General features: G+C 68.9%; 22 protein-coding genes. 12 read left to right on the forward strand and 10 right to left on the reverse strand.

What is annotated here, in order from left to right; translation table 11 throughout:
• Positions 1–30 precede the first annotated feature (30 nt).
• The 5 genes from WFJ97_RS08965 to WFJ97_RS08985 all read left to right on the forward strand — a co-directional run bounded on the left by WFJ97_RS08965 (position 31) and on the right by WFJ97_RS08985 (position 8324).
• A complete protein-coding gene (locus WFJ97_RS08965) occupies positions 31–603 on the forward strand; it encodes an RNA polymerase sigma factor (RefSeq protein WP_336641223.1) in 573 nt (190 codons plus the stop codon).
• Positions 600–1187 (forward strand): Asp23/Gls24 family envelope stress response protein, encoded by a 588-nt coding sequence (locus WFJ97_RS08970; RefSeq protein WP_336641224.1) that lies wholly within the window; start codon positions 600–602, stop codon positions 1185–1187. The genes WFJ97_RS08965 and WFJ97_RS08970 overlap by 4 nt, the downstream gene beginning before the upstream one ends.
• On the forward strand, positions 1184–1507 hold the full coding sequence (locus tag WFJ97_RS08975; RefSeq protein WP_247623792.1) for a hypothetical protein: 324 nt from the start codon (positions 1184–1186) through the stop codon (positions 1505–1507). Before WFJ97_RS08970 ends, WFJ97_RS08975 begins: the two co-directional genes overlap by 4 nt.
• 343 nt (positions 1508–1850) lie before the next feature.
• Positions 1851–2603: an SDR family NAD(P)-dependent oxidoreductase gene (locus WFJ97_RS08980; RefSeq protein WP_247623794.1), complete on the forward strand. Its 753-nt coding sequence runs from the start codon at positions 1851–1853 to the stop codon at positions 2601–2603.
• Positions 2604–2834: 231 nt separating this feature from the next.
• Positions 2835–8324, forward strand: a complete 5490-nt coding sequence (locus tag WFJ97_RS08985; RefSeq protein ID WP_336641225.1) for a GH92 family glycosyl hydrolase — start codon at positions 2835–2837, stop codon at positions 8322–8324.
• A 76-nt stretch (positions 8325–8400) separates the two neighbouring features.
• Here WFJ97_RS08985 and WFJ97_RS08990 read toward each other — a convergent pair whose 3' ends face one another.
• The 3 genes from WFJ97_RS08990 to WFJ97_RS09000 form a co-directional block, all read right to left on the reverse strand.
• Positions 8401–8682, reverse strand: coding sequence for a hypothetical protein (locus WFJ97_RS08990; protein ID WP_336641226.1), 282 nt, complete (start codon positions 8680–8682; stop codon positions 8401–8403).
• Between the two features lies 1 nt (position 8683).
• On the reverse strand, positions 8684–9013 hold the full coding sequence (locus WFJ97_RS08995) for a DUF7882 family protein (RefSeq protein WP_336641227.1): 330 nt from the start codon (positions 9011–9013) through the stop codon (positions 8684–8686).
• A gap of 105 nt (positions 9014–9118) precedes the next feature.
• On the reverse strand, positions 9119–9559 hold the full coding sequence (locus WFJ97_RS09000) for a MarR family winged helix-turn-helix transcriptional regulator (RefSeq protein ID WP_336641228.1): 441 nt from the start codon (positions 9557–9559) through the stop codon (positions 9119–9121).
• Between the two features lie 128 nt (positions 9560–9687).
• Between WFJ97_RS09000 and WFJ97_RS09005 the strand changes: the two genes are divergently transcribed.
• The gene (locus WFJ97_RS09005) at positions 9688–9930 is read left to right on the forward strand and encodes a hypothetical protein (protein WP_247623799.1); all 243 of its coding nucleotides are present in this window, start codon (positions 9688–9690) and stop codon (positions 9928–9930) included.
• Positions 9930–10496, forward strand: coding sequence for a MarR family winged helix-turn-helix transcriptional regulator (locus WFJ97_RS09010; protein ID WP_247623800.1), 567 nt, complete (start codon positions 9930–9932; stop codon positions 10494–10496). Before WFJ97_RS09005 ends, WFJ97_RS09010 begins: the two co-directional genes overlap by 1 nt.
• A gap of 18 nt (positions 10497–10514) precedes the next feature.
• On the opposite strand, the gene WFJ97_RS09015 is transcribed toward WFJ97_RS09010, so the two are convergent.
• The 3 genes from WFJ97_RS09015 to WFJ97_RS09025 form a co-directional block, all read right to left on the reverse strand.
• Positions 10515–12086 carry an MFS transporter gene (locus tag WFJ97_RS09015; RefSeq protein ID WP_336641229.1) on the reverse strand — a complete coding sequence of 524 codons (1572 nt, stop codon included), beginning with the start codon at positions 12084–12086 and terminating at the stop codon, positions 10515–10517.
• A 97-nt stretch (positions 12087–12183) separates the two neighbouring features.
• Positions 12184–12357, reverse strand: a complete 174-nt coding sequence (locus WFJ97_RS09020; RefSeq protein ID WP_247623802.1) for a CsbD family protein — start codon at positions 12355–12357, stop codon at positions 12184–12186.
• A 61-nt stretch (positions 12358–12418) separates the two neighbouring features.
• Positions 12419–12670 (reverse strand): hypothetical protein, encoded by a 252-nt coding sequence (locus WFJ97_RS09025; protein WP_247623803.1) that lies wholly within the window; start codon positions 12668–12670, stop codon positions 12419–12421.
• A gap of 91 nt (positions 12671–12761) precedes the next feature.
• On the opposite strand from WFJ97_RS09025, the gene WFJ97_RS09030 reads away from it, so the two are divergent.
• On the forward strand, positions 12762–14324 hold the full coding sequence (locus WFJ97_RS09030; RefSeq protein WP_336641230.1) for an SDR family oxidoreductase: 1563 nt from the start codon (positions 12762–12764) through the stop codon (positions 14322–14324).
• Between the two features lie 134 nt (positions 14325–14458).
• Complete coding sequence (locus tag WFJ97_RS09035) at positions 14459–14728, forward strand: hypothetical protein (protein WP_336641231.1); 270 nt, start codon at positions 14459–14461, stop codon at positions 14726–14728.
• Positions 14729–14747: 19 nt separating this feature from the next.
• Here WFJ97_RS09035 and WFJ97_RS09040 read toward each other — a convergent pair whose 3' ends face one another.
• The 3 genes from WFJ97_RS09040 to WFJ97_RS09050 all read right to left on the reverse strand — a co-directional run bounded on the left by WFJ97_RS09040 (position 14748) and on the right by WFJ97_RS09050 (position 19526).
• The gene (locus tag WFJ97_RS09040; RefSeq protein ID WP_336641232.1) at positions 14748–16685 is read right to left on the reverse strand and encodes a BCCT family transporter; all 1938 of its coding nucleotides are present in this window, start codon (positions 16683–16685) and stop codon (positions 14748–14750) included.
• A 444-nt stretch (positions 16686–17129) separates the two neighbouring features.
• The gene (locus WFJ97_RS09045) at positions 17130–18824 is read right to left on the reverse strand and encodes an ABC1 kinase family protein (protein WP_336641233.1); all 1695 of its coding nucleotides are present in this window, start codon (positions 18822–18824) and stop codon (positions 17130–17132) included.
• A 72-nt stretch (positions 18825–18896) separates the two neighbouring features.
• The gene (locus WFJ97_RS09050; protein ID WP_336641234.1) at positions 18897–19526 is read right to left on the reverse strand and encodes a PadR family transcriptional regulator; all 630 of its coding nucleotides are present in this window, start codon (positions 19524–19526) and stop codon (positions 18897–18899) included.
• A 125-nt stretch (positions 19527–19651) separates the two neighbouring features.
• Between WFJ97_RS09050 and WFJ97_RS09055 the strand changes: the two genes are divergently transcribed.
• Together WFJ97_RS09055 and WFJ97_RS09060 are read left to right on the forward strand one after the other, a co-directional pair.
• On the forward strand, positions 19652–19903 hold the full coding sequence (locus tag WFJ97_RS09055) for a hypothetical protein (RefSeq protein ID WP_336641235.1): 252 nt from the start codon (positions 19652–19654) through the stop codon (positions 19901–19903).
• An 84-nt stretch (positions 19904–19987) separates the two neighbouring features.
• Entirely contained in the window at positions 19988–21559 is a 1572-nt protein-coding gene (locus WFJ97_RS09060; protein WP_336641236.1) for a glycosyltransferase family 2 protein, read from the forward strand.
• Between the two features lie 98 nt (positions 21560–21657).
• Here the strand turns inward: WFJ97_RS09060 and map are convergent, their stop codons facing one another.
• Positions 21658–22431: a type I methionyl aminopeptidase gene (map, locus tag WFJ97_RS09065; protein WP_336641237.1), complete on the reverse strand. Its 774-nt coding sequence runs from the start codon at positions 22429–22431 to the stop codon at positions 21658–21660.
• Positions 22432–22500: 69 nt separating this feature from the next.
• Between map and WFJ97_RS09070 the strand changes: the two genes are divergently transcribed.
• Entirely contained in the window at positions 22501–22773 is a 273-nt protein-coding gene (locus WFJ97_RS09070) for a helix-turn-helix domain-containing protein (RefSeq protein WP_336641869.1), read from the forward strand.
• The last annotated feature ends 92 nt before the right edge of the window (positions 22774–22865 follow it).

The following is a 22865-nucleotide window of genomic DNA, read 5'->3' on the forward strand; positions in this document are numbered from 1 at the left end:
AAAGTTTCAGAAAGTTCTGGTGGAGGTCCGATGGCCCGCTCGACGGATCCGCGCAGCGGCGATCTGACGGTCGTCTCGGATCGCGTCCTGGTGCATCGCTCCGTCGACGGCGACTCCTCCGCCTTCCGCGAGATCGTGCGGCGGTATGCGGGTTCGATGCGGGCGTACGTGTCGCGCATCGTCGGCTCTCTGAGCGAGGCCGACGACGTCGTGCAGAACGCCCTCGTCACGGCCTGGCGCCAGCTCGACTCGCTGCGGGATCCGGATGCCGTGAAATCCTGGCTCATGCGCATCGCCAGCCGCGAGGCCTTCGCCTTCATCCGCAGACGCCCCACGGATGCCACGCTCACCGGCTACGATGCCCCTCATACCGAGAGCACCCAACCCGAGCAGATCGCGATCCGCAACGCCCAGCTCGCGGCCCTGTCGAAGGCCCTCGATACGCTGCCCGAAGATCAACGACGGTGCTGGCTGCTGCGCCAGGTCGCAGAGCTCAGCTACACCGAGATTGCAGAGGAAATGGACACCTCACCCAGCACGGTCAGAGGACTCCTCTCCCGTGCCCGTTCGAGCATCACGATCCAGATGGGAGGCTGGCGATGACCGCGCACGATCACGATGACGCGCTCGACTGCGGCACGACCATCGATCAGCTCTCGGACTACCTCGACCGCGACCGCACGCCGCGCGACCCGCACATCGAGAGCTGCCCGGACTGCCTCAACGCGCTCGAGGCGCTCGAACGCGTGGGTCGCCTGTCGCGCGACCTCATCGATGCGGATGCCGCCGAGCTGCCCGCACCCCCCGAGTCCTGGTTCGAGCGCATCTTCACCTCCATCCAGGAGGAACTGCGCGCCGGCCGCAGCCTGCCCATCAGCCACCCCGATCCGCGTGTGCAGATCACGGTCACCGAGGGGGCCGTGCGCGCGCTCCTGCGTGACAGCGGAGACGCGATCGACGGCGTCTTCATCAGCCGCACCGAGATCGTCGGCGACGCCGAGACGCTCGGCGCTCCCGTCGAGATCAACCTGACGGCATCCGTGCGCTTCGGCACGTCGATCCAGCACCTGACCGACGAGCTCCGCGACGTCGCCTACGCCGCCCTCGCGAAGCACACGGACCTGAACGTCGTCGCCGTCAACATCTCCGTCGAAGACATCCACACCGACATCAAGGATGTGTCATGAGCACCACCACGCCCGACGAACCCGTCGACCTCGCCCGCCACGTGCGCACCGTTCCCGGCGTCACGAACATCTTCACGGCGCGGCCGCTGCTCGCCCGCCTGCCGGAGGTCGTCGCGGCGGCATCCGCGAAGGACTCCGACGGCCCGGTGGCCGACATCCTCGTCTCGACCGAACCCGATGGCACCTCGGTCGTCTCGACGCGCATCGCCACCTCGACCGACGACAGCAGCGTCGCCACCGCGCGCCGCGTCGCCGACACGCTCCTCGCGCACACCCCCGACACCGCACGCATCCAGCTGCAGATCGCCCGCATCCGCTGACGGGGTCTCTCGTCGCGGGGCCCTTCGACAAGCTCAGGGACCCAGTACCGAGGCCGGGTTGCTGAGCCGAAGCCGGGTCGCTGAGCCGAAGCCGGGTCGCCTAACCCCTCGGAGCGAGCGCCCACCCCGCGCCCGTTCGGGAGGAGATCTCCGCGTCGGGAGGACGGATGCGGGAGATTCCTCCTCCCATCCGTGAGAACTCCTCCCGAACGGATGCCGAACACCACCCGAAAACTCCATTCACGCGAATCCACCCACCCGGAACGGGCGTAGGCTGGAGAGAAGGACGGACCGTCCGAGAAGATCTCCCGGAAGCAGTGCCCGCCCGGGAAGAAGCCCACCCATGGCTCAGTACGACGTTTCGGACCGCTCGGCGATCGTCACGGGAGCAGGCAGCGGAATCGGCAAGGCCACCGCCCTCCTCCTCGCGAAGAACGGCGCCGCGGTCGTCGTCAACGACCTGAACGCCGAGCACGCGAACGCGGTCGTCGAAGAGATCCGTGCCGCGGGCGGCGTCGCCGAGGCATCCGTCGGCGATGCGACCGACCCGGCCTGGATCGCCTCCTCGGTCGAGCTCGCGAACTCCCTCGCCCCGCTGCGCATCGGCGTGAACAACGCGGGTATCGGCGGAGCATCCGCCCCCACCGCCGAGTACACCGACGAGGCGTGGGACAAGGTCATCTCGATCAACCTCAACGCCGTCTTCCGCAACATGAAGGCGCAGCTGCCCGCGATCCTCGCCAACGGCGGCGGTTCGGTCGTCAACGTCGCGTCGATCCTCGGCAGCGTCGGCTTCGCCAACTCCCCCGCCTACGTCGCCGCGAAGCACGCGGTCGTCGGCATGACGAAGTCGGCCGCTCTCGAGTACTCGGCGCAGGGCGTGCGCGTGAACTCGGTCGGCCCCGGCTTCATCGACACCCCGCTGCTGGCGACCATGGGCGAAGAGGCGAAGGCGTACCTCGTGAGCAAGCACCCGATCGGCCGCCTCGGCCAGGCCGACGAGGTCGCGAACCTCATCGCCTTCCTCGCCAGCGACGCGGCGAGCTTCGTCACCGGCAGCTACCACCTCGTCGACGGCGGTTACACCGCCCAGTAAGCGGATGCCGCGGGTCGGGCTGCTTCGACAGGCTCAGCAACCCAGCCTCTGAGGCTCAGGGACCCAGCTACCAGCTGCTGGGTCCCTGAGCCTGTCGAAGGGCCCCGCCCCGCCCGCCGACATCTTTCGTTCACCTGTTGTTGGACATCGCGTCCACAAACCTCCATAGTGTTCCTGACAGCGTTGTCAGAATGCGGGCAGCGCATCCACCCACCACATGGAGGTAATCGCATGCCCCCCATGCGTTCGGCATCCCCCGGCCGACACATGAGAAGACGCCGCGCGGCCCTCGCCGCCGGAGTCATCACCGCCCTCGCGGCCTCGTCCGTCCTCGTGACGCCCGCTGCCTACGCCGAAGAGGTCTCGACGCTCACCCCGTTCGAGGCGGTCGACCCGTTCATCGGCACCCAGATGAACGACGCCAACAACACTCGCGGCAACGACCACTACGGCAACACCTTCCCGGGCGCGACCGTGCCGTTCGGCATGGTGCAGTCCAGCCCCACCACGTTCGAGACCGGCAACGGCCAGCAGTTCGGCGGCTACGAGTACGACGCCGACCAGATCCGTGGCTTCGGCATGACCCGCCTCTCGGGCACGGGATGCCGGTCGAACTTCGGTGGCTTCGACTTCCCCGTCATCCCCTTCACGGGAGCCCTGACCGACGGCGCCCTGCCGACCAACCCGGCGAGCGCGATCGGCGGGTACTTCCTCGACTTCTCGCACGACGACGAGACCGCCGAACCCGGTTACTACTCCGTCGGCCTCGAGAACGTGCAGGCCGAGCTCACCAGCACGACCCGCACCGCGGTCAGCCGCTACTCGTTCGACGAGACGGCCGCGACCTCGACGCTGCTCTTCGAAGCGGGCGGGTCGAACAACCAGGTGCACGCCTCCGACATCGCCTTCGACCCCGCGACCGGTGAGCTCACCGGCTCGGTCAAGGCCAACATCGTCTGCAACGGCGGCTCGCAGTACACCGCCTACTTCTCGGCAACCTTCGACCAGCCGGTCGAGTCGTTCGGCACGTGGACCCCGGCGGGCGTGCAGGCCGGCGGCACCGAGGCATCCGCCGCCACCAAGCACGGCGCCGGCGCCTACCTGACCTTCGCGGACGGCGCGGACGTCACGGCCAAGATCGGCCTGAGCTACGTCTCGGTCGACGGCGCCCGCGCGAACGCGCAGGCAGAGACCGACGCCCTCGACTTCGACCAGACCCGCGCTCAGTCGCGCGCGACCTGGGAAGAGGGACTCGGATCGATCGACGCGACCGGCGGCACCGACCGCGACCGCATCACCTTCTACACCTCGCTGTACCACTCGCTGCTGCACCCGAACACGTTCCAGGACGTCGACGGTCGCTACACCGGATACGACGGAACGATCCACAGCGTCGAGGAGGGCCGCGACTTCTACGTGAACTTCTCGGGCTGGGACACCTACCGTGGCCAGTCGCAGCTGGTGGCCCTGCTCTACCCGGAGCGCGCGAGCGACATCAACCAGTCGATCGTCGACATGGTCTCGCAGTCGGGCAAGTGGACGAGCTGGCCGACCTACAACCAGATCCAGACGAAGATGAGCGGCGACTCGCTGCAGAACATCGTCGCGGCGACGGATGACTTCGGCTCGACGGACTACGACCGCACGAAGGCTCTCGAGAGCATGCTCGCGACGCAGACGCTGCCGATGACGAACACCGGACGATCGGATGCCGTGATGTACGGCATCCACGGATGGATCGACGGAGACAAGCAGGGCGCCGCGACCTCGCGCACGATCGAGTACACGACGAACGACTTCGCGATCGCGCAGATGGCGAAACGCCTCGGGAACGAGGCCGCGTACGAGCAGTTCTCGACCCGGTCGCAGAACTGGAAGAACATCTTCAACACGGCCACCGGGCACATCGACGCCCGCAACCGCAACGGCTTCCTGAACACCTCGCTCACCACGCAGGGCGCCCAGTTCGAGCAGTCGACCGGGTACCAGTACGGCTTCAACGTGTCGCACAACATGGCCGACCTCATCGACCTGCGCGGCGGCAAGGACGACGCCACCGCGCAGCTCGACCGCATCCTGCGCGACCTCGACGCGGGCGCCTTCAGCGACGCCGCGTACATCGCCAACCAGCCCAGCTTCGGCCTGCCGTGGGTCTACAACTGGCTGCAGGCTCCGCACAAGACGACCGAGACGCTGTACCGCGCGGCCGACGAGCTGTTCACCACGGCTCCCGACGGCCTGGCCGGCAACGACGACCTCGGCTCGTTCAGCGCCTGGTACGTGTGGGCCAACATCGGGCTGATGCCCGCGATCTGGGGCACCGCCGACCTGCTGGTCTCGGCGCCGATGTTCGAGCACATCGAGATCAGCTCGATCGGCTCCGACCGCACCATCTCGATCGACGCTCCCGGCGCCGGCGACGACCGTCGTTACACGACGGGCCTGTCGGTGAACGGCCAGGCGCAGACCGCGTCGTGGCTGCCCGCCGACTTCGCCCGCTCGGGCGGAACCCTCGACTTCACGATGGGCGCGACGGCCTCGACGTGGGGCACCGGCGAGGGCGACCTGCCCCCGTCTTTCCGTGACGGCAGCGACAACCGCAACTCGATCGGCATCACCTCCGACGGTGCGGTCAACATGGGAGGACTGGATGCCGGTGGCATCGGCCTCTCGCGTGAAGACCTCGCGGCGGCGGGCGTCACCGGTGGGGCGAAGCTCCCCCTCGGTGACACCGGTGTCGAGTTCACGTGGCCCGACACGGTGGCCGGCGAGGTCGACCACTGGATCCCGAACGGCCAGGTCCTCGACTTCGGCGACGTCGCGGCATCCGGGATCTCCTTCCTCGGTCTCGCGACCAACGGACCCTCGCGCGGCACCGCCCTGGTGACCTACACCGACGGCTCGACGAAGAAGGTCGACGTGCGCCTCACCGACTGGACGAACACGGGCGCCGAGCCCGGGAACATCCGCCTGGTGCCGCTCACGAAGCGCAACACGCTCGCCGGTGGCTCCGACACCGCCAAGCCGACCCTCTTCGCGACGGCGGTCGTTCCGCTCGACACGAAGAAGACGGTCAAGAGCGTCACCCTGCCGAACGACGTCTCGAAGGGCATCATGCACGTCTTCGACGTCGCATTGCGCCCGCTCGATGCGACCGAACCGGGTGAGCCGACGCTGCCGACGCGCCCCGACGCGCAGGAGCCGACCGAGCCGACCGTGCAGGCGCCGATCGACATCGACGGCACCGCGGTCACGAACGCCGACACCGTCTGGCGCTTCCACGACACGACCGACGACCCCGCCGCGGGGCTGGCGACCCACACCGGCTGGACCGCCGCCGACTACGACGACACGTCGTGGAAGACCGGCACCGGCAGCTTCGGCGCGAAGAACGGCGTGATCGGCGACCTGGGGGGCGGCTACACGCCGAGCACCCTCGTCACCCAGTACAAGACGGGCACCACCAATACGGAGGCGTTCTTCTTCCGCACGACGTTCGAGATCGACGAGGCCGACCTCGCGCAGATCACTCAGCTGAACGGTGAACTGGCCTACGACGACGCGGCACGCGTGTACGTCAACGGGCAGCTCGTCGGCGGCTTCGCGGATGCGCGCATCGGTAACGGCCCGAGCAACATGGTCTACGCCGGCGACAACGGGTCGGCGCCGCTCACGGGTGCGTTCACGGTTCCGGCATCCGCTCTGCAGGCGGGCACGAACACGATCGCGGTGCAGGTGCACAACACCAACGCGACGAGCTCCGACGTGTTCATGCAGCTGACCTCGCTCACCATCGCCGCCCAGGGCGCTCCCGCCGCGATCTCCGACGTGCTCCTGCACGTGGGATCCGACGAGACGCAGCGCAATCTGACGTTCTACACCGACCGTCAGATCGCGGCGCAGGTGCAGGTGGCACCGGCATCCGCACGCACCGGCGCCGGGTTCCCGGTCGCCGAGGCGCGCACGCTCGACGCCACCACTGCGCAGGCCCGCGACGGGCGCTACTCGAACCAGGTCGTCATCGACGGACTGGCCGAGGAGACCTCGTACCTGTACCGGGTCGGCAACGACGAGATGGGATGGTCGCGCTCGTACGAGCTGTGGACCGGCACGTTCGACGAGACGTACAGCTTCGTCTACCTGACGGACGCGCAGATCGGTGCGTCGGGCAGCTGGCAGAACGACCGCGACCGCTGGGCCGCATCGCTCGGTCAGATCGACCAGTTCGAGAAGGATGCCTCGATGATCGTGAGCGGTGGTGACCAGATCGAGACGCACCGTTCCGAAGACGAATACGCCTCGCTGATCGCCCCCGAGCTGCTCAAGCAGGTGCCCTTCCAGGCGACGATCGGAAACCACGACAACCAGTCCGACCAGTTCAACTCGCACTTCTTCACCCCGAACCGCTCCGAGACCCACGGGTACGAGGGCATCGACGGGCGAGCCGGAGGCGACTACTGGTACACCTACAACGGCGTGCTCTACCTCAACATCAACACCAACGCGCGCAGCACGAACGAGGAGGACCACGCGGCCTTCCTGCGCGAGGTCGTCGAGGAGCAGGGTGCCGACGCCAACTGGATCGTCGTCGTCATGCACCATTCGCTGTACTCGGCCGCGTTCCACTCCGTGGAGCAGGACGTGAAGGAGCGCCGTGCGGCCCTCGCACCGGTGTTCAGCGAATTGGGCATCGACCTGGTGCTCGCCGGTCACGACCACATCTACACGCGCAGCTACCTCATGGACGGCACGACGCCGGCCGGAGACCTGGAGGCGCAGGAGAAGTCGGGTGTGACGCTCGCGGCCGAGGAGGGGCAGGTGCTGTACGTGACCGGCAACTCCTCGAGCGGCAGCAAGTTCTACGGTCTCGACGCGTCGTCTCCCGAGGCGGCCATCAAGGACCAGTCGAACCAGCCGCAGTACACCGACGTCGACGTGACGCCCGAGGCGATCACCCTCACGACCTACCAGACGATGGATCGCAAGGTGATCGACGAGGTGACGCTCACCCGCACGGCGAACGACGAGAAGGGTCCGGAGTTCGCGGGCCTTCCCGCCGAGTCCGAGGTGGCGCAGGGACAGCCGTTCGAGCCGCTCGCCGGAGTCTCGGCGACCGACGAGATCGACGGCGACGTGACCTCGGCGATCACGATCGAGGGCACGGTCGACACCACCAAGCCCGGTGTCTACACGCTCACCTACCGGGTGACCGATCTGGCCGGCAACGAGACGGTCGTCGAGCGCACGGTGACCGTGACCGCGGTCGAGCCGACGTTCGGTGGAGTCCCGCCGACCCGCACCGTCGTCGAGGGCGAGGAGTTCGACGAGCTCGCCGGAGTCTCGGCGAAGGACGCGAACGGTGTCGATCTGACCGACCGGATCGAGGTCGAGCTGGTGCAGGCGGCCGGCGCGGCGCGTATGGTCGGGCCGTCGGCGGGCGCGTACGCGCTCGTCTACACGGTCACCGACGACTACGGCACGACGGCGGTCGCTCAGAGCGCGGTCACGGTGGTGCCGCCTGCCGATCCGACCGACCCCGGCACGGGTGCCCCCGGCACGCCGGGTGACGGCGGGGTCGTCGCCCCCGGAGACGGGACGGATGCCGGTGACGGCACGCTGCCCGCGACGGGTGGCGAGGCTTCGCTGCTGTGGATGCTCGGCATCCTGGCCCTGCTCGCCGGTGCGGGCCTGATGATCCGCCGCCGCAACGCGCAGGTCTGAGTGAACGGAGAGGGGGCCGCGGATTCTCACCCGCGGCCCCCTCTTCCGTGTCCGGGCCCGTCGTCTCGCCCAGCCGTCAGCGGGCCAGCGAGCCCACTCCGGTGGCCGCGATCACGGCGACCTTCGCCGCTTCGAGCTGGTCGAACCACCCGATGTGCTCGGAGGTCGGCCCGAAGGCGTGGTAACCGGGTTCGGGGTCGGCGGCCTTCACCGAGCCGAGGAACACCCCGCGCTCGTTGCCGACGTGGAATCCGCGCTCGACCTCGACCCAGAGACCGCGGGGAGGCAGAGCAATAGTGAACCGGCGGCGCGGTTTCGCGAGTGACGCGCGCGACGCCTTGCGATCTCGATGGGGCATGTCAGGCGCTCACGGTCTGGAGTTCGCGGGCCTGCTCGAGCGACGAGACGTACTCCGGACGCGAGAGGTCGAGACCGTTCGCGGAGTTCGCGGCCTCCATCATCTTCGCGAGCAGCGGACGATGCAGCTGCGGGTCTCCGTCGAACGAGAACCGGAGGGGGATGGAGGCGTGGATCCAGAGTGTCTGGACCGTGCCGTCGAAGGTCGGAACGGTGAGGGCGAACGACTCGTTGCGCCGGAGCTTCGTGACGGTGACGGCACGGAGGTGAACGAGCAGAGCGTCGTCCACGTCGATCGGCGCGTTGGTGTTTCCGTAGGTCAGGTGTCCCATGCTGCTCTCCTCGTGGTCCAGACTGCGTGAGATTTACATTACTAGGTTACCTAGTTACTTTCAAAGCAGAACGAAACATAGACCGATATAACGGTCGACGCGAACCTACGGAAGGTCGTCGATCTCCTCGGTGAGCCGACGCAGGAAGCGGGCGACCACGTCGGTCTGCTCCGGGGTGAACTCCTCGGCGATCGCCTCGATGCGGCGGGTGAGGTCGTCGACGGGCGAGTTGATGTCGCGCAACGAGGGGCGCAGCACCTTCGACCGGGCATCGGCCGGGTGCGGGGCGACCACGATCTGACCGCGCTCCTGCAGACGGCGGATCACGCTCGTGATGGCCGCCGTGCTCACGCTCAGGTGGGCCGCGAGATCACCGGGCGTCACCGGGGCGTCGGCCGGCGCGTCCGCGATGAAACGCATGGCGACGCGGTCGGTGTCGTTCGGAGCGCGCACCGCAGCGAGGCGTCGCGCGAACTGCGCATCGACCCGACGGAACTCGTCGACGCAGTGCACGAGATCGGATGTGATCGTCGTCGTTTCGTTCACCAAGTGTCACCCCCTGACCCCTCCATGCTACAAGACGCTCACGTAACGAGGTGGCCTAGCGGTTTTCAATGGCGATCAGGGCGTCCATCGGGTGAGAAGATGGAATACCGCCTGCCGGAAAGGATGCCATGGCTGAGCGATTCACTCTCGACGAAGCGGGATACATCCTGTATTCCGACATGGTCGAGCGCCTGCGCGAGCGCTTCCCCACCGTGCCGGTGTGGCGGCTGGAGCAGGTCGCAGCCGCTGAGCACGACGCGATCACCGGTGGCGTGCTGCAGATCGTGCCCGCCGAGGTCGAGGACGGCACGATCGAGATGCTCGAGCGCGAGTCGCAGAGCGTGAGCGCCGAGAACGAAGGGGTGGCGTGATGGAGAGTTCCGAGGAGTTCACCCGCTCGGGTTACTGGTACCCGGAAGTCGACTCCGCGAGCACGGTCGACGTGCTCAACCTGCTGCGCCGCTACCGCTCGGCCGAGACGGCCATGCGCGCCCGCACGCGCGCGTCGATGCGCATGAACGAGACCGACCTCGTCGCGCTGCGTTTCCTGCTGCGCGAGCAGCGCGCCGGACGCATCGTGCGCTCGATCGACATCGCCCGCATGCTCGACATCTCGACGGCGTCCACCACGACCCTCATCGACCGCCTCGAGAAGGGCGGGCACGTCCGCCGCGAGGCGCACCCGACCGACCGACGCGCAGGCATCGTCGTCCCCACGGTCAGCAGCGACGACGAGGTGCGCCACACCCTCGGTGCGATGCACCGGCGGATGCTGTCGCTCGTCGACGAGATGTCCGACAAAGAGCGCGCGGTGGTCACCCGCTTCCTCGCCGGCATGACCTCGGCGATCGAAGAGGCATCCGATCTCGATCAGGAACTGCGCGACGTGATCCGCGACCACGAGGAGTCGCAGGAAGAGGGAGCGGCGGGCGAGTAATCCGCCCGCCTGCCCGCCTCAGACCTTCTCGGGCTCGGCCGGCTCGGCGCCGTCGACGTCACCCGCGGCATCCGCCGCCTGCTCGACCCGCTCGGGGAACAGCTCGTCGAGGTCGAGGTCGGGGTTGTCGTCCTGACCCTCGACGAGCTCGATGGCTTCCTGCTCGGTCTGCACGCTCGGCATCGCGCCGGGCAGCGGTCGGCGCGCCGACTCCTTGAGCACGACCACCGCGATGAACCCGGCGATCGACGTGCCGATCACGTAGAACGCGGGCGCGAGCGACGAACCCGTCATCTGCACGAGCGCTTCCATCACGACCGGCGCCGTGCCGGCGAACAGCGCCACCGCCAGGTTGTACGAGATGCCCATGCCGCCGTAGCGCGACGACGTGGGAAAGAGCGCCGGCAGCGACGAAGCGAGATTGGCGACGTAGAAGGTCACCGGGAACGCGAGCAGCACGAGGCCCAGCACGGTCGACCAGATCTCGCCGTGCATCATGAACAGGAACGCGGGCACCGCGAGCACGATCGCCGAGGTCGAGCCGATGAACAGCACCTTCTTGCGGCCGATGCGGTCGGAGAGCCGACCGGCGAGCGGGATGCAGAGGGCCATCGCCACGAGCACCGGAAGTGTCAGCAGTGTGCCGTGCACCTCGTCGTAGCCGAGGGTTCCGGTGAGGTAGGTGGGCATGTACGAGGTGAGCGCGTAGCCGACGGTGTTCGCCGCGGCGACGAGCACGAAGGCCGTGAGCAGCTCCCGCCAGTACGCGCGGATGAGCGCGATGACACCCTTGGGCGCATCCGCCGCGGCCTGCGCTTCGTCGGCGGCGTGGGCCGCGGCATCCTGCGCTTCCTGGAAAGCGGGGGTGTCTTCGATCTTGAGTCGGAAGTAGATGGCGATGAGACCCAGCGGCAGCGCGACCAGGAACGGGATGCGCCAGGCGAAGCCCTGCATGACGTCGGCCGACAGCGTGAGCTGGAGGATCGAGACGAACGCCGCGCCGATCGCGAAGCCCATGTAAGAGCCGAGGTCGAGCAGCGAGGCGTAGAACCCGCGACGCTTGTCGGGCGCGTACTCGGTGATGAAGGTCGTCGCGCCGGCGTACTCGCCGCCGGTCGAGAAGCCCTGCGCGAGCTTGAGCACGATCAGCAGGATGGGCGCCCAGACCCCGACGACCGAGAAGTCGGGCAGCACGCCGATGAGGAACGTCGCGGCGGCCATCATGATGAGCGTGAAGGCGAGCACCCGCTGGCGCCCCATCCGGTCACCGAGCTGGCCGAGCACGATGCCGCCGAGCGGGCGCGCGACGAAGGTCACGGCGAAAACGCCGAGCGAGAACAGCGACTGCGCCCCGGCCGAGGCATCCGGCAGGAACGCCCGTCCGATGATCACCGCCAGGTAGCCGTAGACGCCGATGTCGTACCACTCCATGAGGTTGCCGACCACGGTTCCGGCGACCGCCCGTCGGAGCATGGGGCGGTCGACCACCGTCACGTCGTCGACCGTGAGCCGACGCGGTTCGGTGGGCGCCGGTCGGAAGCGGCGGAGCAGCCGCTGCCAGAGGGATTCGCTCTTCACGGGATCGGACATGTCGTTCTCACTTTCTTCCCGTCGCGGGACGGATGCCCCGGGACAGAGTTCGGGGAGACGGTACACCCACCGTCTCCCCGAAGTTCCTGCGGCTCGCTCAGTTGTTGAAGGCGTCCTTGACGTTCTCGCCGGCCTTCTTCACGTCGGCCTTGGCCTGATCGGCCTTGCCCTCGGCCTCGAGCTTCTCGTTGCCGGTCACCTTGCCCGCAGCCTCCTTCGCCTTACCGGCGATGTCCTCTGCGGCGTTCTTGATCTTGTCGTCGAGTCCCATGGGGGGCTCCTTTCTTCTCGGTGGTTCGCGATGGTCTGGTGGGGCATCCGGGGATGCCGGGTCATCCGGAGAGCAGCAGTCCGGCCATGAGCGGAGCAGATGCCGCGGCGACGAGCGAGACGCCGCCGACGATCCCGGCGGCGCGCCAGAAGGATCGGCGCTCGACGGGAGCGGTGATGCCGGACATGCGGCCGACGGCCTGCCGGGCCGACAGCGGGGTGAGGTCGACGCCGTCTGCGGGGATCATCCCGGGCGTCCGGCGGAGGGCGCGTCGGGTGCCGATCGTGCGGGTCTTCTCCACTGCCGGGGACATCGAATCACCTTCCTCGGAAGAAAGATTACTAGTTTGACTAGTGAAACGCCAGCCTAGTGAAATCTCCGGTGATCCGACCTACGCTCGGGACATGACCGAGCTCACCCAGCCCACCGGACGCGAAGACGACCTGCGCGCGATCCCCCGAGACGACGGCAGCGCCCCGGTCGCCCTGGTCCTCGGGGCGACCGGGTACATCGGCGGACGCCTCACCCCGCGCCTGCTCAACGCCGGATACCGGGTGCGGGTTCTGGCGCGCGACGCGGCGCGCGCGGCATCCTTCCCCTGGGGTCCGGACTGCGAGATCGTCGAGGGCTCGGCCGACGATGCGGATGCCGTGGCCGAGGCCATGCGCGACGTCGATGTCGTCTACTACCTGATCCACTCGATGGGCGCCGGCAAGGACTTCGAAGAGGCCGACGAGCGCGCAGCCCAGACGGTGGCGGATGCCGCGGCGAAGGCCGGGGCCCGCCGCATCGTGTACCTCGGCGGACTGCATCCCGACGACGTGAAGCTGTCGCCGCACCTGCGTTCGCGCGTGCGGGTGGGCGAGGTGTTCCTCGAATCGGGGGTGCCGACGCTCGTGCTGCAGGCCGGGGTCGTGATCGGGTCGGGCTCGGCGTCGTTCGAGATGATCCGTCACCTCACCGAGGTGCTGCCGTACATGCCCGCCCCGAAGTGGGTGCGCAATCACATCCAGCCGATCGCGATCCGCGACGTGCTGCACTATCTGCTCGGCGCCGCACGGGTCGACGAGGGCGTGAACCGGGCGGTCGACATCGGCGGACCCGACGTGCTGCGCTACGGGCAGATGATGAACGGCTACGCGGTGGAGGCCGGACTCCCCCAGCGCGCGATCGCCGCCCTCCCCGTGCTCACCCCGGGTCTCGCCTCGCACTGGGTGAACCTCGTGACGCCGGTGCCGCGCTCGATCGCGCGCCCGCTCGTCGCCTCGCTGCAGAACGAGTGCGTCGTGAAGAACCGCGACGTCGACGACCTCATCCCGCGGCCGACGGGCGGCCTGACCCCGTATCGCCGGGCCGTCGCGCTCGCGATCGGCCGGTCGAACAACGACACGATCGAGACGAGCTGGCAGGATGCCGAGGTCTCGGGCGCACCGAGCGACCCGCTGCCGAGCGACCCCGACTGGGCCGGGCGCACGGTGTTCACGGATGCACGGGCGCTCGAGACGACGGCATCCGTCGATCAGCTGTGGCGCGTGATCCTGGGCATCGGCGGATCGAACGGCTGGTACTCGTCGCCGTTCCTGTGGGCGGTGCGCGGTCTCATGGACCGCCTCGTCGGCGGGGTCGGCCTGCGCCGCGGACGCCGCAGCCGCACCGACGCCCGGGTCGGCGACGCGATCGATTTCTGGCGCGTCGAGGCCGTCGAGGCACCGGGCACGACGACGGATGCCTCACCCGCCAGCGGAGGGCTGCTGCGGCTGCGCGCCGAGATGAAGGTGCCGGGCTCGGCCTGGCTCGAACTGCGCGCACTGCCGGAGGGGACGGGTGCCCGCTACGAGCAGCGGGCGGTGTTCTTCCCGCGCGGGCTGAGCGGACGCCTGTACTGGCTCGCGGTGCTGCCGTTCCACGGCGCGATCTTCGCCGGCATGGCCGCCCGCATCACCGCCACGGCGGAGGGCGCGGAGTAACTCGTGGCGGGCCCCTTCGACAGGCTCAGGGACCCAGATCCGACCGTGCCACTGGGTTGCTGAGCCAAGAAACTGGGTTGCTGAGCCTGTCGAAGCACCCACCACGCGGAGCGCGCCTGGATAGGCTCGGGGGCATGACCGAGGCCGAACCGAACCCGTACCGTCACCTCATCGCGCTGGCCGCGGGGATCGTGGCGCTGATCGTGTTCCTCACGTTCACGAGCGGCGTCGTCGGGTATCTCGTCTCGATCGTCGTCGCCGGAGCGGCGGTGTTTGTCGGGCACCGCGCCCTGCGTGACCGCGGGCGGTTCCTGCTCGCCGCGATCCTCGGACTCGTGCTCAGCTACTTCGTGCTGATCACCTCGGTCGGCCTGCTCGTCGTGCGCCTGACCCGCCTCGGCTGAGCCACCCCGCGCACACCGATCAGTCGACGCGCGGCCGCTCCGGAGCATCCGTCTGCTCGGGGTCGACGGCGGCATCCACCGCGGCATCCACCTCTCCCTGCGGGATGATGTCGATCGCCTCGGTCGCCGCCTCGTAGACCTCGGAGAGCGTCTCGTCGACGGTCTCCTCGTCGATCCAGGCGAGGTCGTCACCCGAGTGGTCGTACTCGACGGGCACGAGGGCGAAGTCGTCGCCGTACTCCTCGAGCCCGGCCATGACGCTGTGGCGCACCGCCGCACGGGCATACCGCTCGCGCAGGATCATGGGGTCGCGGCGCAGGTCGATCATGAACGCGACCATCATGAACGCCATGATCACCGCGAACGGCAGCGCGGCGATGATGGTGACGTTCTGCAGCGATTGCAGCCCGCTCCCCTCGTCACCCGACACGAGCACGACCGCGGCGATCGCGCCGACCAGGGCGCCCCAGGTGACCGTGACCCAGCGCGCGGGCTCCGGACGACCCTGCTGCGACAGCGTGCCCATCACGAGCGAGGCCGAGTCGGCGCCGGTGATGAAGAAGATCGAGATCAACAGGATCAGCAGGATGCTCGTGATCAGCGGGAACGGCAGGTTCTCGAGCACGCCGAACAGCACCTCTTCGGGCGGATCGACCACGAGCCCGGCGCCGTCCATCTGCTGGCTGATCGCCGTGGTGCCGAAGATCGCGAACCAGATGAGCGAGATCGCCGACGGCACGACGATCACGACCGCCACGAACTGGCGCAGCGTGCGGCCGCGCGAGATCTTCGCGATGAACATGCCGACGAACGGCGACCACGAGATCCACCAGGCCCAGTAGAAGATCGTCCAGCCCGAGAGGAACGTCTCGACCTCTGCACCCTGCGACGCCGAGCGGGCGATCATGGTGGGCAGGTCTCCGAGGAACTGCACGGCCACCGAGGGGATGACGTTGAGGATGAGCATCGACGGCCCGACGAAGAACACGAAGAACGCGAGCACCAATGCCATCACGGCGTTGGTGTTGGAGAGCGCGCGGATGCCCTTCGAGACGCCAGAGACGGCCGAGGCGATGAAGCAGGCGGTGAGCACGGCGATGACCGCGATCAGGATGCCGTTGCCGACCTCTCCGATGCCGGTGACGAGCTCGACGCCGTGGCCGATCTGCAGGGCGCCGAGTCCGAGCGAGGCGGCCGTGCCGAAGAGCGTGACGATGATCGAGAAGATGTCGATCGTGCGGCCGAGGGGCCCGGTCGTGCGGCCCTCGCCGAGCAGCGGCGCGAAGATCGACGAGATCAGCGGGGTGCGGCCTCGGCGGAATGCACCGTACGCGATCGCGCCGCCGACGAGCGCGTAGAACGCCCAGGCCTGCGGACCCCAGTGGTAGAGCACCTGAGCCTGCGCGGTGTGCATCGCCTCGAGGGTGTTGGCCTCGACGGTGCCGGGCGGCGGCGTCTCGAAGAAGGTGAGCGGCTCGGCGGCACCCCAGAACACCAGACCGATGCCCATGCCGGCGGCGAACAGCATCGAGATCCACGAGAACATCGAGAACTCGGGCTCTTCGTCGTCGCGGCCGAGCGGGATGCGCCCGTACCGGCTGAAGCCGACGAACAGCATGAACACGAGGATCACGGTGGCGATCGTCGTGAAGAAGAAGCCGAAGTACTCGACCACCCACGCGAGCACACTGCTCGCCGTGCCCGACAAGTTGTCGCCGGCGAACACGCCCCAGGCGATGAACGCGACGGTCGCGAGGAGCGCGACGCCGAACACGAGGTGGTCGGTGCGATAGGTGCGCCCGGTCTCTTCGACCGAGACGCCGGGGATCAGCGCCGGGTGCAGTCCGCGCGGCGGAACGGCCGACATGTCGCGGACGATCTTGCGGCCCGTCTCGGTGGCCTTGGGGACGATATTGGTGGCGGTGGTGCGGGGAGGCTTCTCTTCGGGGGTCTCCATGAGAAACCATTCTCCCACGGCGCGTTCACCGGGACGGGGGCTTGCGCGGGGCGGGGCCCTTCGACAAGCTCAGGGACCCAGTTCCGTCGACCCCACCCGACCTGGTTCCGTCGGCCCACCCGGCCTGGTTCCGTCGACCCCATCCGCCCTGGTTCCGTCGGGCCCACCCGACCTGGTTCCGTCGACCCACCCGACCTGGGTCGCTGAGCCTGTCGAAGCGTCGCAGGGCGGCAGCATCCATTCACTCGGGAGGAGAACTCGCGCTGCGCAGGACCAAAAGCGGCGGATGCTCCTGCCGAACGCGAAATCTCCTCCGCTCGCGGGCGCGGCGGGGCCCTTCGACAAGCTCAGGGACCCAGTTCCGTCGGCCCCACCCGGCCCAGTTGCGAGACACCCCGGCCTGGGTCGCTGAGCCTGTCGAAGCGTCGCAGGGCGGCCCCGCGGCTACCGGCGGAAGAAGCCCGAGAACACCGAGTGCAACAGGGGCAGAGCGGATGCCCAGAGCAGGGTGTAGCCGAGACCGGGCACCGGCTCGACGAGCAGTGCGCCGCCCACGAGCATCGCGGCGAAGAGCACGCCCGAGCCGATCCGGCGGGCGATGCCCTCGAGCCGGTCGAGACGGCGTTCGAGCCGGGAGGTGTCGAAGGTGACGTTGCCGTCGTCGACACGGGTGATGATCGCGTCGATGCGGTCGGGCAGGCGCATCGTGATGCCGGCGGTCTTCATCGCGCGCTGCGCCATGTCCTGCACGAGGTTGCCGCTCTCGTCGCGCAGCAGCCGGTTGGCGTAGGGCTCGGCCGCATCCCACACGTTGAACGTCGGGTCGAGCGCACTGCACATGCCCGAGGTGAGCGACACCGCGCGGATCAGCAGCAGCAGGTGCTCGGGCAGTTGCAGCGGCAGACGGCGCACCATGTCGCCGAACTCATCGGCGAAGTCGGCGAACTCGCGCGGGTCGACCTTCGACAGCTCCGCGAAGCCCATGCCGCCGAACCGTGCGAAGAGGGCGGTGAGCGCCCGTTCGAGCTCGCCGGTGTCGGCCGAGGGCAGCAGCACCCCGATCTCCTTCGCGGCGGCGACGAGTCCGCGGCTGTCCCGCGCGGTCACCGCGATCAGGAGGGTGCGCAGGCCGGCGCGCAGATTCGCCGGAACCTCGGCCATCATGCCGAAGTCGATGAAGGTGAGGTGCCACGGCGGGTCACCGGCATCCGCTCCCGCCGCCCGCGGCGTCACGAACATGTTGCCGGGGTGTGGGTCGGCGTGCACGAAGCCGTGCGTGAACACCTGGTCGAACATGACCTCGGCGAACACCTCGGCGACCTGCGCGGGGTCGATGCCGGCGGCGCGCAGCGCGTCGGTGTCGTTGATCTTGATGGCCGTGACGTCTGACAGGGTCAGCACGCGGCGGGTCGATCGCTCCCACACGATCTCCGGCGCGTCGACGCGCGGGTCGTCGGCGAAGGCCTCCCGGAAACGCTCGGCGGATGCCGCTTCGTGCAGGTAGTCGATCTCCTCGAGGCTCGTGGCCGCGAACTCCTCGACGAGGGCGGGGGCATCCACCCGGTCCGACACGATGCGCACCCGCGTGAGCCACTTCCCGACCCGGCGCAGGGCGGCGAGGTCGGTCGCGACGATGCCGTCGATCCCCGGACGCTGCACCTTCACCACGACCGTGTCGAGCCCGGTGTCGGCGGCATCCTGTTCCGACAGCTTCGCCCGGTGGGCCTGACCGAGGGATGCCGCGGCGAGCGGAGTCTCGTCGACCCACGCGAACGCACGCCCGAGCGGGATCCCGAGCTCGGCCTCGGCGAGCACCCGGATCTCGGCGAACGGCACGGCCGGCACCTCGTCCTGCAGGCCGGCGAGCTCGGCGGTGATCTCGGGCGGCAGCACGTCGAGACGCGACGACATGAACTGGCCGACCTTGATCATGAGGCCGCCGAGCTCGACCGCGAGGCCGTGGAACCGGCGGGCGAACTTCTGCATGCGCGGTGCGCGCGTGCGCTCCGAGATGCCGCTCATGCCGAAGCGCGGCAGCACGAGCTCGAACCACCAGATCTTCACGAACTCCCGAGCGGCGAAGGAGATGATGCGACGGTAGCGAGCGCGGTGGGCGCTCTGCGCCGGGGCATCCGTCATCGTGTTCTTCCTCCGCCGTCGGGAACGCCCGCCCGGAGACCGGGCGGGCAGAAGCGCGTCATCCCGGCCGGATCAGTCCTGCGCGAGGATGCTGTACAGCTTACGGCGGGCGTCGTCGAGCACGTCGATCGCGGCCTGCACCTGCTCGGGCGATCCGCTGCGGCCGACCTGAGCGGCGGCGGCGGCGAGGTCGACACCGGCCTTGGGCAGCGCGTGGAAACGCGGGTCATTGCGGTGGCCGTCCTTCGAGGTCGACTCCCACGGAGCCTTCGTCTCGGTCGCCTCGGTGGCGACGGCGCGACCGGCCTCGGTGAGCGAGTAGGTCTTGCGACCGTTCTGCTCCTCGGCCTCGATCAGGCCCTCGTCGGCGAGCAGCTGGAGCGTCGGGTACACGGAGCCGGCGCTCGGCTTCCACGAGCCGCCGCTGCGCTCGGAGATCTCGTTGATGATCTGGTAGCCGTGCATCGGGCGCTCGGCGAGCAGCGAGAGCACCGCCGCGCGGACATCACCGCGGGCCATGCGGCTGCCGCCGGACGGACGCTGCTGGTCGAACGACTTGCGCAGTTGGTCGAAGGCGTCGAAGAGCGCGCCGGCCGGACCGTTGGGGCCGCCGAGGCCGCCGGTACCGAAGATGTTGCCGAGCGGGTTGTCGGCGTTGCTGCTGTTGCTGCCGGTTCCGCCGAAGGGGAATGCGTTGTTCATGGTGACCTCCAGATGGGGTGGTGAACGATACTCAACGATATATCGTTCACCTGGATGCGGGGTGGGAATCCGGGTCCCCCACGCGGGGGATGCGCCGTCCCTCCGACCTCCGTACCGTCGTAGGCATGACAGATCCCGGAGAGAAGTCAGAGAAGTCCGCGAAGGAGACCCAGAACGGCCTCGTCATGGGCATCGCCCTCGGCATCCCGTTCGGCATGGTGGCCGGCCTGCTGTTCTTCGACAACCTCGGCCTCGGTATGGGCCTCGGACTGTCGCTCGGCATCGCGATCGGGGTGGCGATCGACGCGCAGAACAAGAAGAAGGCGGATGCCTCGCCCGACGCGCCGCCCGAGGCGGACGGACCTCCCGCCCCCTGAGACCGCCCCGATCGTGCCCACCACACGCCCGGGGGAAATGCAATCCCGGTGCGCGTCACAGCGACGACTGTTCTACTGGCGTCAATGTCGTCGTATATCGGAATCCAGAAGCCGTCCATCCGGGTCAGCGTGATCGTGCCCGTCTTCAACCCGGGCGACGGGTTCCGCGACCTCATCGCCTCGCTCGACCGGCAGAGCCTGCGTCCGGATCAGTTCGAGATCCTGCTCTGCGACGACGGATCCGACGAGGCGACGAAGCGGCGCCTCGACCGGGTCGCCCAGGATCGTCCGCATGTTCGCGTGCTGAATCTGCCGCATTCCGGCTGGCCGGGCACGCCGCGCAACGAAGGCGTCGCGGCTGCGCAGGGCACCTACGTGCAGTTCGTCGATCAGGACGACTACCTCTTCGACACCGCCCTCCAGGCCCTCTGCGACTACGCCGATGCGAACGGCTCCGACGTCGTCGTCGGCAAGGAGGTGGGCATCGGACGCGCCCTGCCGAGCCGCATCTTCCGTCGCGATATTCCGGATGCCGTGCTCGGCGAGCACCCGCTGCTCGAGATGCTCACACCGCACAAACTGTTCCGCACGGAGTTCCTGCGCGCCCACAGCATCCGCTTCCCCGACGGCCGCGTGCGCCTCGAGGACCACCTCTACGTGATGCAGGCGTACTTCGCGGCGTCGAAGATCTCGATCCTCGCGAGCGTGCCCTGCTACGCGTGGGTCAAGCATCCGGGCAGCGCGAGCGCTTCGCGCATCGATCCCGAGACCTACTTTCCGCACCTCGAGAACGTGCTCGACGTCGTCGAGGCGAACACCGAGCCGGGCACCCTGCGCGACCGACTGCTGCGGCACTGGTTCCGCGGCAAGATCCTCAAGCGCCTGAGCGGCAGACAGATGCTGCGCTACCCCGCCGAGTACCGGAACCGGCTGATCGACGTGGTGACCCCCATCGTCGAGAGGCGCTTCGGCCCCGGCGTCGACGCCGGGCTGTCGTTCCCCCACCGCATCCGCGCGGCGCTGTTGCGTGCCGGGCTGCGCGACGACCTCGTGCGCTTCGCGGAGTTCGAGACCGAGCTGTCGTGCGTGGCCGCGGTGACCTCGGCGAACTGGTCGCGCGGCGGTGGATTGCACCTGTCGATCGACGTCAGCATCCTGCGCGACGGGCGCGAGGCGCTCGTCTTCGACACCGAGACCGACCGCCTGTCGTCGCTACCGCTCGAATCGCTCACCGACCTGCCGCCCGAGGCGCTCATCGCCGGGCGCGAGCGCACCAACGACCGGATCGAACTGTTCCTCCTCGGCGACGAGCCGGGCGACGAACGTCGCATCGCGAGCGAGCGACCCCGTGCGCGCTCCGGCATCTCGGTCGCGATCGATCCGCTGAGGGTGTTCGCCGACCACGGCCCCTCCTCGACCCTGCGCCTGATGGCGAAGGTGCGGCGGGCCGGGTGGACGTTCGACGTGCCCGTGACGTCGGATGCCGGTGCGCTGATGCGCGCGGGATCGTCACCGCTGCTGGCCGGCAGCGCCGTGCTTCTCACGACCGGCTCGAGCGGCGGCGTCGAGCTGCAGCGCGAGGGGTCGGGCACGGGGCTGCGCGACCTGGCCGGGCGGTCGGCGCGACGCGCACGGCAGCTAGTGCGGCGGACGTAGGGGCGTGCGTTTCGGGGCACTTCGTCTCGCTCCGCTCGCTCAGGAACCGGAACGGCTCGGTTCCTGAGCGAGGAGCGCAGCGACGAGACGAAGGGCACCTACCGCGTCGGCAGCGTCAGGATCTCCGCGCCGTTCTCCGTGATCGCGACCGTGTGCTCGGTGTGGGCGGTGCGGGCACCCGTCGCGCTGCGGAGGGTCCAGCCGTCGGCATCCGTCACCAGCTTGTCGGTGTCGGCCATGATCCAGGGCTCGAGCGCGAGCAGCAGGCCGGGGCGCAGCACGTAGCCGCGGCCGGGGCGTCCGTTGTTGGCGACGTGCGGGTCCTGGTGCATCGTCGAGCCGATGCCGTGACCGCCGAACTCCATGTTGATGGGGTACCCCTCGGCTTTCAGCACCGTGCCGATCGCGCGCGAGATGTCGCCGATGCGGGCGCCGGGGCGGGCGGCGGCGATGCCGGCGGCGAGCGCGCGCTCGGTCGTCTCGATCAGGCGCTCGTCCTCGGGATCGCGCGCGGCGCCGACGATGAAGCTGATCGCCGCGTCGGCCGCGATCCCGCGCAGTGAGACGGCGAGGTCGAGGGTGAGCAGGTCGCCGTCGGCGAGCGTGTAGTCGTGCGGCATGCCGTGCAGCACGGCGTCGTTCACGGCGGTGCAGATGTAGTGGCCGAAGGGTCCGTCACCGAACGAGGGGGCGTAGTCGACGTAGCAGGATTCGGCGCCGGCATCCTCGATCATCTGCTTCGCCCAGCGGTCGATGTCGAGCAGGTTGGTGCCGACGGTCGCCCGGGCTTTCAGCGCGTGCAGGATGTCGCCGACGAGGGCGCCGGTCGCGCGGGCGCGGTCGAGTTCGTCGGGCGTGAGGATTTCGATCATAGGGTGCTTTCCGGTGGCGACCAATAACTATCCCGGCAATCCTATCCCGGGATTAGTATTGGCATCATGATGGTCCGGATGCCCCTCACCCCCGCCGAGGTCGAACGCGGCGAGCGCCTCGGTGCCCTGCTGCGCGCTGCGCGGGGCGAGCGGTCGATGCTGGGCGTAGCGCTCGACGCCGGGGTCTCGCCCGAGACGCTGCGCAAGATCGAGTCGGGCCGCGTCGCGACACCTGCGTTCTCGACGATCGCCGCGATCGCGGGGGTTCTCGGACTGTCGCTCGACGCCCTGTGGGCCGAGATCGACGCGGAGGCCGCGGCCCCGGGTCGCGTGGCGTCGTAGGCGCGGGGTTCATGACTCCGGAATCTGCAGCGGATTCGGCCGGAACTGCGCAACCACGCCCGTCCGGCGTGCGATTCTCCGGAGTTGTGAAC

The organism is Microbacterium sp. USHLN272 (genome assembly GCF_037149655.1).
GTDB lineage: Bacteria > Actinomycetota > Actinomycetes > Actinomycetales > Microbacteriaceae > Microbacterium > Microbacterium galbinum.

What these genes read in the sequence shown, in the direction of transcription:
- WFJ97_RS09015 (WP_336641229.1), bottom strand. Translation starts at nt 12,086, where the DNA reads ATGTCCGATCCCGTGAAGAGCGAATCCCTCTGGCAGCGGCTGCTCCGC.
- WFJ97_RS08995 (WP_336641227.1), bottom strand. Translation starts at nt 9,013, where the DNA reads ATGGGACACCTGACCTACGGAAACACCAACGCGCCGATCGACGTGGAC.
- WFJ97_RS09040 (WP_336641232.1), bottom strand. Translation starts at nt 16,685, where the DNA reads ATGGAGACCCCCGAAGAGAAGCCTCCCCGCACCACCGCCACCAATATC.
- WFJ97_RS09070 (WP_336641869.1), top strand. Translation starts at nt 22,501, where the DNA reads ATGGTCCGGATGCCCCTCACCCCCGCCGAGGTCGAACGCGGCGAGCGC.
- WFJ97_RS09060 (WP_336641236.1), top strand. Translation starts at nt 19,988, where the DNA reads ATGTCGTCGTATATCGGAATCCAGAAGCCGTCCATCCGGGTCAGCGTG.
- WFJ97_RS08965 (WP_336641223.1), top strand. Translation starts at nt 31, where the DNA reads ATGGCCCGCTCGACGGATCCGCGCAGCGGCGATCTGACGGTCGTCTCG.
- WFJ97_RS08975 (WP_247623792.1), top strand. Translation starts at nt 1,184, where the DNA reads ATGAGCACCACCACGCCCGACGAACCCGTCGACCTCGCCCGCCACGTG.
- WFJ97_RS09055 (WP_336641235.1), top strand. Translation starts at nt 19,652, where the DNA reads ATGACAGATCCCGGAGAGAAGTCAGAGAAGTCCGCGAAGGAGACCCAG.
- WFJ97_RS09020 (WP_247623802.1), bottom strand. Translation starts at nt 12,357, where the DNA reads ATGGGACTCGACGACAAGATCAAGAACGCCGCAGAGGACATCGCCGGT.
- WFJ97_RS09050 (WP_336641234.1), bottom strand. Translation starts at nt 19,526, where the DNA reads ATGAACAACGCATTCCCCTTCGGCGGAACCGGCAGCAACAGCAGCAAC.
- WFJ97_RS08970 (WP_336641224.1), top strand. Translation starts at nt 600, where the DNA reads ATGACCGCGCACGATCACGATGACGCGCTCGACTGCGGCACGACCATC.
- WFJ97_RS09035 (WP_336641231.1), top strand. Translation starts at nt 14,459, where the DNA reads ATGACCGAGGCCGAACCGAACCCGTACCGTCACCTCATCGCGCTGGCC.
- WFJ97_RS09005 (WP_247623799.1), top strand. Translation starts at nt 9,688, where the DNA reads ATGGCTGAGCGATTCACTCTCGACGAAGCGGGATACATCCTGTATTCC.
- WFJ97_RS09030 (WP_336641230.1), top strand. Translation starts at nt 12,762, where the DNA reads ATGACCGAGCTCACCCAGCCCACCGGACGCGAAGACGACCTGCGCGCG.
- WFJ97_RS08990 (WP_336641226.1), bottom strand. Translation starts at nt 8,682, where the DNA reads ATGCCCCATCGAGATCGCAAGGCGTCGCGCGCGTCACTCGCGAAACCG.
- map (WP_336641237.1), bottom strand. Translation starts at nt 22,431, where the DNA reads ATGATCGAAATCCTCACGCCCGACGAACTCGACCGCGCCCGCGCGACC.
- WFJ97_RS09025 (WP_247623803.1), bottom strand. Translation starts at nt 12,670, where the DNA reads ATGTCCCCGGCAGTGGAGAAGACCCGCACGATCGGCACCCGACGCGCC.
- WFJ97_RS08985 (WP_336641225.1), top strand. Translation starts at nt 2,835, where the DNA reads ATGCCCCCCATGCGTTCGGCATCCCCCGGCCGACACATGAGAAGACGC.
- WFJ97_RS09010 (WP_247623800.1), top strand. Translation starts at nt 9,930, where the DNA reads ATGGAGAGTTCCGAGGAGTTCACCCGCTCGGGTTACTGGTACCCGGAA.
- WFJ97_RS09045 (WP_336641233.1), bottom strand. Translation starts at nt 18,824, where the DNA reads ATGACGGATGCCCCGGCGCAGAGCGCCCACCGCGCTCGCTACCGTCGC.
- WFJ97_RS08980 (WP_247623794.1), top strand. Translation starts at nt 1,851, where the DNA reads ATGGCTCAGTACGACGTTTCGGACCGCTCGGCGATCGTCACGGGAGCA.